Source organism: Lysobacter humi (ex Lee et al. 2017) (assembly GCF_054781815.1).
This window is the reverse complement of the sequence record NZ_BAAGTR010000009.1, coordinates 157,142-171,035: the sequence shown is the minus strand read 5'-3', so window position 1 is coordinate 171,035 and position 13,894 is coordinate 157,142. Positions and strand designations below refer to the sequence as shown.

At 71.4% G+C, this 13,894-nt stretch carries 13 protein-coding genes; 7 read left to right on the top strand and 6 right to left on the bottom strand.

From position 1 onward, the window contains the following. Positions 1–35: 35 nt before the first annotated feature. The 3 genes from creD to creB form a co-directional block, all read right to left on the bottom strand. Positions 36–1,415 (bottom strand): cell envelope integrity protein CreD, encoded by a 1,380-nt coding sequence (gene creD / locus ACYVJJ_RS07655; protein ID WP_460832460.1) that lies wholly within the window; start codon positions 1,413–1,415, stop codon positions 36–38. An 87-nt stretch (positions 1,416–1,502) separates the two neighbouring features. Further along, positions 1,503–2,927, bottom strand: coding sequence for a two-component system sensor histidine kinase CreC (creC, locus tag ACYVJJ_RS07650; RefSeq protein WP_460832459.1), 1,425 nt, complete (start codon positions 2,925–2,927; stop codon positions 1,503–1,505). Positions 2,928–2,929: 2 nt separating this feature from the next. Further along, positions 2,930–3,595, bottom strand: a complete 666-nt coding sequence (creB, locus tag ACYVJJ_RS07645; protein WP_460832457.1) for a two-component system response regulator CreB — start codon at positions 3,593–3,595, stop codon at positions 2,930–2,932. A gap of 73 nt (positions 3,596–3,668) precedes the next feature. Here creB and ACYVJJ_RS07640 point away from each other — a divergent pair, with 73 nt between their 5' ends. Both ACYVJJ_RS07640 and ACYVJJ_RS07635 read left to right on the top strand, forming a co-directional pair. Continuing rightward, complete coding sequence (locus tag ACYVJJ_RS07640; protein ID WP_460832456.1) at positions 3,669–4,529, top strand: 23S rRNA (adenine(2030)-N(6))-methyltransferase RlmJ; 861 nt, start codon at positions 3,669–3,671, stop codon at positions 4,527–4,529. Between the two features lie 105 nt (positions 4,530–4,634). After that, positions 4,635–5,567, top strand: coding sequence for a DUF808 domain-containing protein (locus tag ACYVJJ_RS07635; protein ID WP_460832455.1), 933 nt, complete (start codon positions 4,635–4,637; stop codon positions 5,565–5,567). A 6-nt stretch (positions 5,568–5,573) separates the two neighbouring features. Here the strand turns inward: ACYVJJ_RS07635 and chrA are convergent, their stop codons facing one another. Together chrA and ACYVJJ_RS07625 are read right to left on the bottom strand one after the other, a co-directional pair. After that, entirely contained in the window at positions 5,574–6,869 is a 1,296-nt protein-coding gene (gene chrA, locus ACYVJJ_RS07630) for a chromate efflux transporter (RefSeq protein ID WP_460832454.1), read from the bottom strand. Beyond that, positions 6,853–7,200 (bottom strand): MmcQ/YjbR family DNA-binding protein, encoded by a 348-nt coding sequence (locus ACYVJJ_RS07625; protein ID WP_460832452.1) that lies wholly within the window; start codon positions 7,198–7,200, stop codon positions 6,853–6,855. Before ACYVJJ_RS07625 ends, chrA begins: the two co-directional genes overlap by 17 nt. 119 nt (positions 7,201–7,319) lie before the next feature. On the opposite strand from ACYVJJ_RS07625, the gene ACYVJJ_RS07620 reads away from it, so the two are divergent. The 5 genes from ACYVJJ_RS07620 (at position 7,320) to ACYVJJ_RS07600 (ending at position 12,938) form a co-directional block, all read left to right on the top strand. Then, a complete protein-coding gene (locus ACYVJJ_RS07620) occupies positions 7,320–7,799 on the top strand; it encodes a GNAT family N-acetyltransferase (protein WP_460832450.1) in 480 nt (159 codons plus the stop codon). Between the two features lie 54 nt (positions 7,800–7,853). Further along, positions 7,854–11,366 carry a transcription-repair coupling factor gene (gene mfd, locus ACYVJJ_RS07615; protein WP_460832448.1) on the top strand — a complete coding sequence of 1,171 codons (3,513 nt, stop codon included), beginning with the start codon at positions 7,854–7,856 and terminating at the stop codon, positions 11,364–11,366. A 64-nt stretch (positions 11,367–11,430) separates the two neighbouring features. Beyond that, positions 11,431–11,934 carry a SixA phosphatase family protein gene (locus ACYVJJ_RS07610; RefSeq protein WP_460832446.1) on the top strand — a complete coding sequence of 168 codons (504 nt, stop codon included), beginning with the start codon at positions 11,431–11,433 and terminating at the stop codon, positions 11,932–11,934. Positions 11,935–12,003: 69 nt separating this feature from the next. Next, positions 12,004–12,387, top strand: coding sequence for a hypothetical protein (locus tag ACYVJJ_RS07605; RefSeq protein WP_460832445.1), 384 nt, complete (start codon positions 12,004–12,006; stop codon positions 12,385–12,387). A 95-nt stretch (positions 12,388–12,482) separates the two neighbouring features. Further along, the gene (locus ACYVJJ_RS07600; RefSeq protein ID WP_460832444.1) at positions 12,483–12,938 is read left to right on the top strand and encodes a hypothetical protein; all 456 of its coding nucleotides are present in this window, start codon (positions 12,483–12,485) and stop codon (positions 12,936–12,938) included. Between the two features lie 31 nt (positions 12,939–12,969). Here ACYVJJ_RS07600 and ACYVJJ_RS07595 read toward each other — a convergent pair whose 3' ends face one another. Next, complete coding sequence (locus ACYVJJ_RS07595) at positions 12,970–13,812, bottom strand: pirin family protein (RefSeq protein WP_460832442.1); 843 nt, start codon at positions 13,810–13,812, stop codon at positions 12,970–12,972. Positions 13,813–13,894 lie beyond the last annotated feature (82 nt).

Below are 13,894 nucleotides of genomic sequence, written 5' to 3'. Positions count from 1 at the left end.
GCGTCCGCCTGGACGCGCCTTCCGGGAATACGACGTTACGCGGTGCGCGAGGCCGCGAGCTGCGCCGAGACGCGGTACCAGTCGAGCTTGCGCGTCACCACCATGATCGCGGCGAGGATCACGAACAGCAGGCCTGAGCCCAGAACGAGGGCATTGTCCTCGGAGATCAGCAGGCCGTAGAGCGCGCCGTAGAGCAACGCCAGCATCGCCGCGAATCCGATGCCGTTCGCGACGCTGCGCAGCACCGCGCTCAGGTAGAAGCCGATGAGCCCGATGCAGGCGATGCTCGCCGCCACGTAGGCCACGCCGAAGCGCAGGTGTTCGCTCAGGCTCACCAGCAGCAGGAAGAAGATCGCGAGCGCAAGGCCGACGAGGCCGTACTGGATCGGGTGGATGGGCGTGCCGCGGATCATCTCGAACATGAAGAAGCCCACGAACGTGAGCACCACGAACAGCACGCCGTACTTCGTCGCGCGGTCGGCCTGGGTGTAGGCGTCGACGGGGTTGGCGAGCACCACGCCCAGTGCTTCGAGCGCAGCGGACGGCCGCACGGAACCGTCGAACCCGCGGGCCGGCGCAGCTTCGCGGGAGAGCGGCTGGACCATGCCGCCGCCGAGGTACTGGCGCTGCACATCGGTCGCCACCGACGCCACGCGCCACTGCGCCTCGAAGCCGCGGCCGTCGATACGGCTGCTGAACGGCGAGATGCCCTGGAAATTCGGATGCGGCCAGGCGGATTTCACGTCGATGCGATTGTTCTTGCCAAGCGGCACGATGCCGAACGATTCCGAACCGGCGAGATCGAGCCGCAACTGTGTGGCGAGGCGCAGGCGCTGACCGGCCGCGGGCGCTTCGAGGCGGACGTGCAGGCCGTTCGCCTCGCGCGCGCCGTGGCCCTCGCGCAGCTCGAGCTCGCGACCACCCACCTGCAACCTCGGCGTGCCGCGGATGCCGCGCACGTCGGCGATGCCGTAGCTCAGCCACGGCTGCAGCACCACGCGCTCCGCGCCGGGCGCGGTCTCGGCGGGAATGACCACGTCGAACTCCGCGCGCACGTCGCCGCGCCAGTCGTACAGGCGCACGTCGTAGATGCCGCGGCGCCGGACGGTGGGGGTCAGCGGGCCGGCGATGTCCACGGCCGTCGGAAAGAAGACCCACTGCCCTGCCTGCCGCTTGCGCACGGTACGCGCGACGCCGGCACGATCGACTTCCTCGACGCTCACCCACTCGGTGTACGGCACCGTGAGCACCGGACCGGCGATGGCCTGCGGGCCGGCGAACGAGCGCTCCACGCTCGCCACGGCCTCGGCCCGGTAGCGCTCGCGCTCGCCGATCACGCCGCGCACCATCCCGAGCGCGATCAGGATGGCGAGCGTCATCGCGCCCACCATCAGCAGTTTCAGCCAGATCCTCATTGCCGCGACATCCTCGTTGGAGAGGACGCCAGCCTCGCGGCCGCCGGTGCATGCACGATGGCGCGCCGGTGAAGCGGGCATGAAGCGTCAACCCGCGGGCAGGCTCAGCGTGGCCACGGCGCCGCCGCCCTCGCGATTGGCGAGCGCGACGCTCCCCCCGTGGAGGTCGGCCACCTCGGCGACAAAGCACAGCCCGAGCCCGCTGCTGCGGCCTTGGCCGCTGGGCCGGGGCAGTGAATAGAAGCGCTCGAACACGCGCGCCTCGGCGTAGGCGGGCAGACCGGTACCGCGGTCGAGCACGCGCACCACGACGGCGCCCGGCGCGCGCGCCGCCTCGATGCGGATGGGCGCGCCGTCCGGCGAGAAGTCCGCTGCGTTCTCGACCAGATTGCCGACGGCCTGTCGCAGCAGGAACGCATCGCCCGTCACCCGCAGCCCCGACGGCTCGCGCTGGAGCCGTTGTCCGCGCGACTGCAGGCGCTCGCGCGTATCGGCCTCGACCTCGTCGAGCAGCGCGTCGAGCTCGATCGCGACCGGCGCCTCGAGCGCCTGGCGATGCTCGACCGCCGCGAGCGCGAGCAGCTTGTCGATCATCTGCGCCAGGCGATCGGCCTGCGCGTGGATTGCCGCGACGAAGCCGGCGCGGTCGGCGTCGGGCATCGGCCGCTCCAGCAGCTCGGCGCTCGCGCGGATCGCCGTGATCGGGCTTTTCATCTCGTGGGTGAGCGCATGCACGTATTCCTCGACGTACTGCTTGCCCTCCAGCCGCGTGCGCATCGTCTCCAGCGCACGACCGAGCTCGGCGAACTCGCCGGCGCTGCGCGGCAGTGCGGCACGCTCGCCGGCCGTTACCGCCTGCGCATAGCGCCGCAGGTGGGCAAGCTGGCGCGACAGCCATGCCGCGGCAGCGATGCCCACCAGCAGCGCGACGCCCAGCAGCACCACGCCCCACTTCGTCACGATGCGCTGGCTGCGCTCGATGAACGGGTCGATCAGGCGATTGGGCTTTGCCACCGTGAGCACGCCGATGATCCGGCCCCGCGCGTCGCGGATCGGCGCCGCCACGTGCATCACGGTCGACTTCGGGTCGTACGGGCTCTCCGGCGATGAGCGCGCGCCGTACTGTCCGCGCAGCGTGAGGTGGACATCGCGCCAGCGCGAGTAATCGGCGCCGACGTCGCGCCCCGTGCTGTCGAACCGCACGATGCCCTTCGCATCGGTCACGTAGACACGATAGCCGGCGCTGCGCTTGGCGAAACCCCAGATCTCGGCCCCGGGATCCCGGCCGCGCAAGGCGCGCACGCGATCGGCGAAGCGGCCTTCGGCAATGCGGCCGGCCACCATGTCGTCGGCCGCGAGCTCGGCCAGCACGTTCGCCGTGTCGACGAGCGTGTCCTCCATCGCCTGCCGCACGCCGGGCTTCACCTGTGCCACGAAGACTTGGCTCAGCAGCAGCCCGGCCAGCGCGACGATCGCGAAGTAGCCGAGGAAGATCCGCAGGCCGATCCGCACGGTCAGTCCACGTGCAGCGAGTAGCCGAGCCCGCGCTGCGTGCGGATCGGGTCGGCCTCCGGCGCCACGGCGCGCAGCTTGGCACGTAGTGTCTTGATGTGGGTGTCGACCGTGCGATCCGTGCTATCGCTGTCGCCGCCCCAGACGCGGTCCATCAGCTGCGCGCGCGTGAGGATCGCGCCCGGCCGCTGCAGCAGCGCGGCCAGCAGGCCGTATTCGTAACGTGTGAGGTCGAGCAGCCGCCCGTGGTAGAGCACGCGATGGCCTTCCGCATCGTGCATGAACGCGCCGGCGCCGTTGCCCGTCGGCTGGCTGCGCCGGAGCACCGCGCGGACCCGGGCGACAAGCTCACGTGGCGAAAAGGGCTTGGCGACGTAGTCGTCGGCGCCGATCTCCAAGCCCAGCACGCGGTCGGCCTCGGCGTCCCGGGCGGTCAGGAAGATCACCGGCAGCGCGCGATCGCGCCGCAACTCGCGGCACAGCGCGAAGCCGCCGACGTCCGGCAACCCCACGTCGAGCACGGCGAGGTCGAACGGCGTGGCTGCCGCCGCGCGCAGCGCATCGCCGCCCGTGAGCGCATGCACGACCTCGAAACCCTCGCCACGCAGGGCGAACTCGACGGTGCGGGCGATCGCGTGCTCGTCCTCGACCAGCAGGATTCGGGGCATGGGTCCTCCTCGTTGGGCGGCAGCATAGTGCAGCCGCCCCGCGTCCGGCCGCCGCGGCGGTTAGGCTTGTCGCATGAACTATCGCCATGCCTTCCACGCCGGCAACCATGCCGACGTCCTCAAGCACGTCGTCCTGCTCGGCCTCTGCGACGCGCTCACGGCCAAGCCGGCGCCCGTCTTCGCGCTCGACACCCACGCCGGGCGCGGGCTCTACCGCCTCGACGATGCCGCCGCGCGCCGCACCGGCGAATCGGACGAAGGCATCGGCCGGCTCGACGTCGGCGGTCGCGGCATGCATCCGCTGCTCAAGCGCTACCTCGGCGCGGTGAACGCCTGCCGCGCGCGCCACGGCGGCCAGGCCTATCCGGGCTCGCCCTGGCTGCTCGCCCACGCGCTGCGCGACCAGGACCGGATCGCGGCCTGCGAGCTGCAGCCGGAGGAGGCCGAGGCCCTGCGCGCGAACTTCGCGGACGACCGCCGCGTGGCCGTGCATGCGCGCGACGGCTACGGCGGGATGCGCGGCCTGCTGCCGCCCCGCGCGGGCAACGAGCGCCTCGCGCGCGGCCTGGTGCTGATCGATCCGCCCTACGAAAAGCAGCTCGAGGAGTTCGACGACGCGATCGGCGCGGTGCGCGACGCACTGGCGCGCTGGCCGCAGGGCACGTACGCGCTGTGGTACCCGATCAAGCTGCGGCGCGCGCTGCAGCAGTCCTACCGGCGCTTCGCGACGCTGCCCGGCAAGTCGGTGCTCGTCGCCGAGTTGCTGGTACGCCCCGACGACTCGCCGCTGCGCATGAACGGCAGCGGCATGCTGCTCGTCAACGCGCCCTGGCAGTTCGATGCGACGCTGCGCGAGGTGCTGCCGGCCCTCGCCGGCCTGCTCGCCGACGGCGGCGCGTCCGCGCGCGTGGAGTGGCTGCGCGCGCCGGACTGACAGCTCCACCGCGCGCGGGCGGACGAGCCGCCGTCACGGCTGTGCGAGCCGTGCGCGAGCGGCGGTATGCGAAACTCCGGCGCCTCGCCCCACGCCGGATGACCAATGCCCGCCGCCAGCCTCCTCGCCCTGATCGACGACATCGCGACGATCCTCGACGACGTCGCGGCCATGACCAAGGTCGCCACCAAGAAGACGGCGGGCGTACTCGGTGACGACCTCGCGCTCAATGCGCAGCAGGTCACCGGCGTGCAGGCCGACCGCGAGCTGCCGGTGGTCTGGGCCGTGGCGAAGGGCTCGCTCGTCAACAAGGCGATCCTGGTGCCGGCGGCGCTCGCGATCAGCGCCCTCGAGGCCTGGCTGCGCAGCCGCGGCCTGAACATCCCGATCGTGATCCCGCTGATGATGATCGGTGGTGCATTCCTGTGCTTCGAGGGCGTCGAGAAGCTCGCGCACAAGTGGCTTCACAGCGCGGAGGAGGACGCGGCCGACCACAAGGCCCACCTCGACGCGGTGCTCGATCCGAACGCGGACGTGGTCGCCGTGGAGAAGGAAAAGATCAAGGGCGCGATCCGCACCGACTTCATCCTGTCCGCCGAGATCATCGTGATCAGCCTCGGCGCGGCGGCAGGCAAGCCGTTCCTGACGCAGGTCGGCACGCTGGTCGCGATCGCGCTGATCATGACGGTCGGCGTCTACGGCCTGGTCGGCGGCATCGTGAAGCTCGACGACGCCGGCCTGGCGCTCAGCCGTCGCCCGGGCGCGGGCGCGCGCGCCTTCGGCGCCGCGCTGCTGGCGTCCGCGCCGAAGCTCATGAAGGTCCTCTCCATTGCCGGCACCGCGGCGATGTTCCTGGTCGGCGGCGGCATCCTTGTACACGGCATCCCGGCGCTCGAGCACTTCATCGAGCCGTACAAGCAGGGCGTGACCGGTACGCTGCTGTCGATGGCCTTCGATGCGGTGGTCGGCATCGCGGTCGGCATCGTCGTGCTGCTGGTGGTGAAGGCGATCGCGCGGCTGCGCGGCAAGAAGCACTGACGCCGCTCACGCCGCGACGGGCATCACCTGCTGCAACAGCACGCCGGCGAGCGTGGCCGCCGGCACCACGGCGGCGACCGGCCATTTCCATTTCGACAGGCCGACCGCGACGAGCCCCGCGATCGCGAGCGCGGCAACGCCCGCCGCCGGCACCTGCCGGCCGACCAGCGCCATGCCGAACCAGAGCGCGAGCTGGACGATCACGCCGACCACCGCCGAGGTGATCGCCGCGAGCGCGGCACCGGCGCGCTCCGAGCGGCCGATACCCTCGATCCACGGCGCGAGCGTGAGCACGAAGAGGAAGCTCGGCAGGAACGTCGCCCAGACCGCGACCCCTGCGCCCAGCAGCGCCGAGGCGAGCGGCGATGCGAGGTCCGGATGCTGCCAGCCGCCCACGAAGCCGACGAATTCGAGCACGAGCACGAGGGGGCCGGGCGTGGTCTCGGCGAGCCCGAGCCCGGCCATCATCTGGCCCGCGTCGAGCCAGCCGTGCGTCTCCACCGCCTGCGTCGCCACGTAGGGCAGCACGGCGTATGCGCCACCGAAGGTGACCAGCGCGGCCTTGCTGAAGAACAGGCCCATCGAGGCAGCGGTGCTCTCCGGCCCCAGCCAGCCGCGCAGCGCCAGCAGCGGGATCCACCACGCGGCGAGCAGGATCAGGCCGACGCCGGCGGCATGCGCCACGCCCCCGACGCCGCCGTGCATGGCGACCGCCGGCGCATCGCCGTGCCCGCCGGGCGGCGGCAGCCAGGCCGGGCGCCAGCGGTGTACCGCGATGCCGACGAGCGCCGCGCCGAGCAGCAGCAGGGGAAACGGCAGCTGCAGGGCCGCGACCAGCAGCAGCGCGACCACCGCGAGCACGAGCGCGAACGGCGTGCGCAGGATCCGCGCGCCGATGCGGATCGCCGCATGCACCACGATGCCGAGCACCGCCGCCTGCAGGCCGAACACGATCCCAACGGCGATGGTCGAGGTGCCGAAGCGCATGTAGAGCCAGGCGAGCGCCGCGAGCAGCAACGCGGCCGGCAGCACGAACAGGCTGCCCGCCACGAGCCCGCCGCGCAGGCCATGCAGGCGCCAGCCGAGCCACGCGGCGAGCTGCATGGCCTCCGGGCCGGGCAGCAGCATGCAGAAGTTCAGCCCCCGCAGGAACGTCGCCTCGTCGACCCAGCGCCGCTTGTCGACCAGCTCGGTGTGCATGATCGCGATCTGCCCGGCCGGTCCCCCGAAGCTGATGCAGCCCAGCAGCGCCCAGAAGCGCAGCGCCTCGCCGAAGCGCGGGCGCTCAGTCGGCGAATTCACGCTGCAGCTTCTTCGGTAGCTTGGCGCGCACGAGCTCGTAGCTGGTGCGCAGCATCGCGGCGAGGACCTCGCCGGGCACGCGGTCTGGCCGGGCGAGCACCCAGCTCGCGCGCGCCAGGTAGGGCGCGGGCTCGAAGGCCGGCTGTGCGGTCAGCTCGAGGAAGCGCTCCGGCTGCACCTTGAAGCTGAGCGGTGCCTCGGGCCCGGCGGCCTCCGCGCGCGCGCAGAACATCTTGCCGCCGACCGACCAGACGCGGTCATGCTCCCATTTGATATCGGACGTCACGCCCGGCCAGGCCTCGAGCAGGCGTCCCAGCGCCTCGTTGTCCATGATGGCTCCGCACGACGATCTGATAACGCGCATTCTGGAAGCATCGCGGCATGGCTGCACGTGATCGACTTCCCCCATGGCACGAGCGACACCGGCTTCCGAACGGCCGGGAACTGCTCGTGCGGCCCGTCCGACCCGAGGACGCGGGCCCGCTGGCGGCGGGCTTCGAGCTGCTGGAACCGGCGGCGGTGCGCACGCGCCTGTTCGGTGCCGCAGCCCTCGAGGGCACGGCCGCGCAACGCTTCGTACGCCCGAATCCCAAGACCGAGTTCGTGCTGGTGGCCACCGACGAGTCGCCACCGGGCGAAGCCGTGATCGCCGCGCTCGGCCACGTCCGCAATGATCCCGTCGGGCATCTCGGCACCCTCCACATCCTCAGCGGCCGGTTCGTCACCGGCCAGGGCGTCGCGCGCTACCTCCTCACGCGACTGGTGAAGTGGGCGCGCGGACGCGGTCTCGGTGTCCTCGAAGGCGTGGTGCCGGCCGACAATGCACCGCTGCTCGAACAGGCCGCCGCGCTGGGCTTCGTTCCGACGCCGCCGGCGCTCGATGCGGATCCGGCGCTGGTGACCCTGCGGCTCGACCTGCCCGCACGGTGAGGCACGCGTGCCGGCGCAGGCGCTGCGACGGCGTCCGCTAGAATTGCGCGCCTGATGGTCTCCCCCACCTTTCCGACCCCGCCGCTGCCCCGCGCCGGCCAGCAGCGCGCCTGGTGGCGTGCGCCCGCCTCCGCCTCGGCCCTCGCATTCCACGTTGCCGGTGCCGCGCAGGCCCATGCCGGCCCCGTGCTCGCGATCACCCGCGACGTGCAGGCCGCCCACCAGCTCGAGGGCGACCTGCGCACGCTGCTCGGTGCGGCCGCCGCGACCGACGGCGCGCTGCCGGTGCTCGCGTTTCCCGACTGGGAGACGCTGCCCTACGACGCCTTCAGCCCGCATCCCGACATCGTCAGCCAGCGCCTGGCGACGCTGCACCGGCTGTCGACGCTCACACGCGGCGTCGTGGTGCTGCCCATGCATTCGCTCATGCAGCGGCTCGCGCCGCCCCGGCACGTCGTCGGCGGCAGCTTCGACGTGCGCGTCGCCCAGCAGCTCGATCTCGATGCCGAGAAGCGCCGCCTCGAAGCGGCCGGCTACCGGCACGTGCCCCAGGTGCTCGACCCGGGCGACTTCGCGGTACGCGGCGGCCTGCTCGACGTCTATCCGATGGGCGCCGACCAGCCGTTCCGCATCGAACTGCTCGACGACGAGATCGACACGATCCGGCTGTTCGACCCGGAGAGCCAGCGCTCGCTCGACAAAGTCGAGCGCATCCACCTGCTCCCCGGCCGCGAGATCCCGCTCGACGAGGCCGCGCTCAAGCGCGTGCTCGAGCGCCTGCGCGAGCGCTTCGACGTCGATACCCGCCGCAGTGCGCTCTACCAGGACCTCAAGGCCGGCCACGCGCCGAGCGGCATCGAGTACTACCTGCCGCTGTTCTTCGACGTGACCGCGTCGCTGTTCGACTACCTGGGCGAGAAGGTGCTGCCGGTCGTCGCCGAGGGCAGCTTCGAGGCCGGCGAGCATTTCTGGGCGCAGACGGGCGATCGCTACGAGCAGCGCCGGCACGATGTCGAGCGCCCGGTGCTGCCGCCGTCGGAGATCTACTTCGCACCCGACGCATTGCGCGGCCTGCTGAATGAGACCTCGCGCGTCGAGGTCTGCGGCAGCGGCCATGCACAGCACGATCGAGCGCAGCACCTTGGCGACCAGCCGGCGATGCCGCTGCCGCTCGCACCGCGCGATCCCGCGGCCGCGGACTCGCTGAAGTCCTTCCTCGGCGCTTTTCCCGGCGACGTACTGATCGCCGCCGACAGCGCCGGCCGGCGCGAGGCGCTCCTGGAACTGCTCGACGCCGTCGGCCTGAAGCCCACGGTGTTGTCGGACTGGTCGACGTTCTACGCACGCGGCCCGGCGACACGCGAGGGCGCCGGCGCGCCCGAGGCCAAGCTGTTCGCCATCGCGGTCGCGCCGCTCGACGACGGCTTCGCGATCGCGATGCCGACGTTCACCGTCCTCACCGAGCGCCAGCTCTTCCCGGAGCGTGCGAGCCAGCCGCGCCGCCGCAAGCGCGTGGGTCGCGAGCCCGAGGCGATCATCCGCGACCTCGGCGAGCTCACCGAGGGCGCGCCGATCGTGCACGAGGACCACGGCGTGGGCCGCTACCGCGGGCTTGTCACGCTCGACGTGGGCGGCACCCCGGGCGAATTCCTCGACATCGAATATGCCAAGGGCGACCGACTCTACGTCCCGGTCGCGCAGCTTCACCTGATCAACCGTTATTCCGGCGCGTCCGAAGAGACCGCCCCGCTGCATTCGCTGGGCGGCGAGCAGTGGACGAAGGCGAAGAAGAAGGCGGCCGAGAAGGTCCGTGACGTGGCCGCCGAGCTGCTGGAGATCCAGGCCAAGCGCCGGGCGCGCGCAGGGCTCGCGATCGACGTCGACCGCAGCATGTACGAGCCGTTCGCCGCGACCTTCCCGTTCGAGGAGACGCCCGACCAGGCCGCGGCGATCACGTCCGTGGTCGTCGACCTGCAGTCGAGCCAGCCGATGGACCGCGTGGTCTGCGGCGACGTGGGCTTCGGCAAGACCGAAGTCGCCGTGCGCGCGGCCTTCGTCGCCGCGGCCGGCGGCAAGCAGGTCGCGCTGCTCGTGCCGACCACGCTGCTCGCCGAACAGCACTACCGCAACTTCCGCGACCGCTTCGCCGACTGGCCGATCCGCGTCGAGGTGTTGAGCCGCTTCAAGTCGAAGAAGGAGATCGCGGCGGAGCTCGAGAAGGTGGCCGAGGGCAAGATCGACGTCATCGTCGGCACGCACCGCCTGCTGCAGCCGGACGTGAAGTTCAAGGACCTCGGGCTCGTCATCGTCGACGAGGAGCAGCGCTTCGGCGTGCGCCAGAAGGAGGCGCTGAAGGCGCTGCGCGCGAACGTACACCTGCTCACCCTCACCGCCACGCCGATCCCGCGCACGCTCAACATGGCCATGGCGGGCCTGCGCGACCTCTCGATCATCGCCACGCCCCCGGCGCACCGCCTCGCGGTGCAGACCTTCGTCGTGCCCTGGGACGATGCGCAGCTGCGCGAGGCCTTCCAGCGCGAGCTCTCGCGTGGCGGCCAGGTCTACTTCCTTCACAACGACGTCGAGAGCATCCAGCGCATGCAGCGCCAGCTGCAGGAGCTCGTGCCCGATGCACGCATCGGCGTCGCCCATGGCCAGATGCCCGAGCGCGAGCTTGAGCGCGTCATGCTCGACTTCCACAAGCAGCGCTTTAACGTGCTGCTCTCGACCACGATCATCGAGTCAGGCATCGACATCCCGAACGCGAACACGATCATCATCAACCGCGCCGACAAGTTCGGCCTCGCGCAGCTGCACCAGCTGCGCGGGCGCGTCGGCCGCTCGCATCACCGCGCGTATGCGTATCTCGTGATCCCGGATCGCAAGGCGATCACCGAGGACGCACGCAAGCGACTCGACGCGATCGCCTCGATGGACGAGCTCGGCGCCGGCTTCATGCTCGCCACGCACGACCTCGAGATCCGCGGCGCCGGCGAGCTGCTCGGCGAGGACCAGAGCGGGCAGATGGCGGAAGTCGGCTTCAGCCTGTACACCGAGCTGCTGGAGCGTGCGGTGCGATCGATCCGGCAGGGCAAGTTGCCCGACGTCGACATGACCGAGGCGCGAGGCGCCGACGTCGAGTTGCATGTGCCGGCGTTGATCCCGGATGACTACCTGCCCGACGTGCATACGCGCCTGACGCTCTACAAGCGCATCAGCAGCGCGCGCAATTCGGATGACCTGCGCGACCTGCAAGTGGAGATGATCGACCGCTTCGGCCTGCTGCCCGAACCCGCCAAGAACCTGTTCGCGATCGCCGAGCTCAAGCTGCAGGCGACGGAGCTGGGCATCCGAAAGCTCGACCTCGGCGAGGCCGGCGGGCGCGTGCAGTTCACCGACAAGCCGAAGGTGGACCCGATGGCGGTCATCAAGCTCATCCAGGGCCAGCCGAAGCACTACCAGATGGAAGGCCCGGACAAGCTTCGGATCAGGCTCGACCTCGCCGAGCCGGGGGCGCGGATGGCGATGGCCCGCGGGCTGCTGCTCACGCTCGCCGCGCGGGCGTGACCTGCGGCCCATGCGCACCCGGGCGGAACGCGGTGAGATGGCCGCACTCTGGGGAGAGTCCGCCATGCGCATCGCCGTCCTGCTCCTGACCCTGCTGGTCGCCAGCTGTGCGAGTACGCCGGACGCGTCGCAGGGCGCGACCTTCGTACTCGTCCGCCACGCCGAGAAGGCCAGCGACGACCCGCGCGACCCGACGCTGACCGAAGCCGGCCAGCGCCGCGCCGAGCGCCTGGCCTGGTCGCTCCGGCAGCGACCGGTGACCGCCGTCTACGCGACGCCACTGCGGCGCGCGCAGCAGACCGCCGCGCCGGTGGCGCGCGAGCATGGCCTGCCGGTGACGACTTACGAGGCGGCGGCTTCGCCGGTCGAGACCGCACAGGCATTGCGCGCGGCGCATGCGAGCGGCACGGTGCTCGTCGTCGGCCACAGCAATACCGTCCCGGCGATCGCCGCGGCGCTCTGCGGCTGCGCCATCGGCCCGATTGCCGAGACCGAGTACGGCCGACGCATCACGCTCACCGTGCTGCCGGATGGCCGCGTCACCGTCGACGACCGTCGCGAGCCCTGAGGCACCGGCCGTAACCCGCCGCCCACGCCGCCGCGGCTAGGGTCGGGCCACCTTCCACGGAGCCCGCCGATGCGCGACCTCGCGATTCGCCTCGCCCTGCCCCTCGTCCTGCTCGGCTCGGGCTGCGCCACCGCGGTCACCGGCGTCGGCATCACGCCGGGCCAGCCGATCCGGATCGCGCCGCCCGGCATGGTCACCCTGCCGGACCGCTCGACGCTGCGATACATCGGTATCGAGAACGATTCGCGCTGCCCGCCCAAGGTCTTCTGCGTGCATGCCGGGAGTGCGGACATCGTCTTCGAGCACCGTCCGACGAACGGCGATCCGCGCCGCCTGACCGTGAATTCCGCGACGCCCGGCACGGTTTCGCTCGGTGCATGGACGCTCAGCGTGCTCGAACTCGTTCCCGGACGCAGTCCACCGGTCGAGATCCGCGTCGATCGTTCACCCTGAACGCACGAAGCGGATCGGCAACCGTTTGTCAAGCCATCGCGACTGGACTATGTTCGAAGCGTGACCGCGGCGGGGCCCGCGGTACGGGGGAGAACATGAGGAATCGATTCCACGCACTGGCGGGCATCGTCCTGCTGGGTGTCGCCACGACCGCATCGGCGCAGGCCGCGGATCCTTGTCCCGCCCTGCCGGCCGACAGCGGACTGACCTGGGAGCACAAGGTCACCGCGGGCATGCAGTTCTGCACCGCGATCCGTGCGGACGGCAGCGAGGCCTTCGGCCTCTACATGGCCAAGGACACCGCATTCGAGCCGTCGCGCTCGGCGCGCGCCGAAGCTTCCGAGATCGACGGCCGCCCGGTGCACTGGTACCGCAGCGAGATCGCGGGCAAGCCCGACGTGCAGGCGCGCGAGACGCTGCTGCGCCTCGCCGACGGGCGCGTGGCGCACGTCTGGATCCAGGCGCGCTCGAAGGACGAGCTGGGCGAGGTGATCGCACGCACCCGCTCGCTGCGCTTCGGCGCGAACGCGCAGCTCAGCACCGCCGATTGATCCGCACGCGGGCGAGGGAGCGCCCGCCGCGTCAGAAGCGCCCGGCCTGGTAGTCGGCGAATGCCTGCTGCAGTTCCTCGCGCGTGTTCATCACGAACGGGCCATAGCGCGCGACCGGCTCGCGCAGTGGCCGGCCGGCGATCAACAGCGCACGCGCGCCCGATGCACCCGCGCGCAGCCCGACCGCGGGCCCTCCGGCGAGAACGCCGAGTTGCCCGGCCCGCAGCGTCGCATCGCCCATGCGCGCCTCGCCGTCGAACACGTAGACAAAGCCGGCGTGGCCTTCGGGCAGGCGGTGCGTCCACCCGGTGTCCGCATCGAGCGCGATGTCGAGATAGACGGGCGCGGTCGCGGGCTGATCGATCGGTCCGATCGCGTCGTCGACCTGTCCCGCGATCACCTTGACCTCTACGCCGGCGACGGGCCGGGCTACCGGGATGCGCTCCGGCGCGAACTCCTGGTAGCGCGGCGCGCACAGCTTGTCGCGCGCGGGCAGGTTCACCCACAGCTGGAAGCCGCGCATGCGGCCTTCCTGCTGCTCGGGCATTTCCGAGTGCACTAGACCGCGGCCGGCGGTCATCCACTGCACGCTCCCGGGCACCAGCACGCCCTCGTTGCCGTGGTTGTCGCGATGGCGCATGCGCCCGTCGAGCATGTAGGTGACGGTCTCGAAGCCGCGGTGCGGGTGATCGGGAAAGCCGGCGAGGTAGTCCTGCGGGCGATCCGTCCCGAATTCGTCGAGCATCAGGAACGGATCGAGGGCGTCGAGCTGCGGCGTGCCGATCACGCGGCTCAGGCGCACGCCGGCGCCGTCGGTGGCCGGCATGCCGGTGACGACGCGGCTGATTCGGGCGGACTCGGTCTCGTTCGACATGGCGTGCTCCTCGGGGACTCCAGCGACATACGGCCGCCCCGGCGTCACCCCATGCGCCGGCCCGGAACGGGTCGTTGCAGCG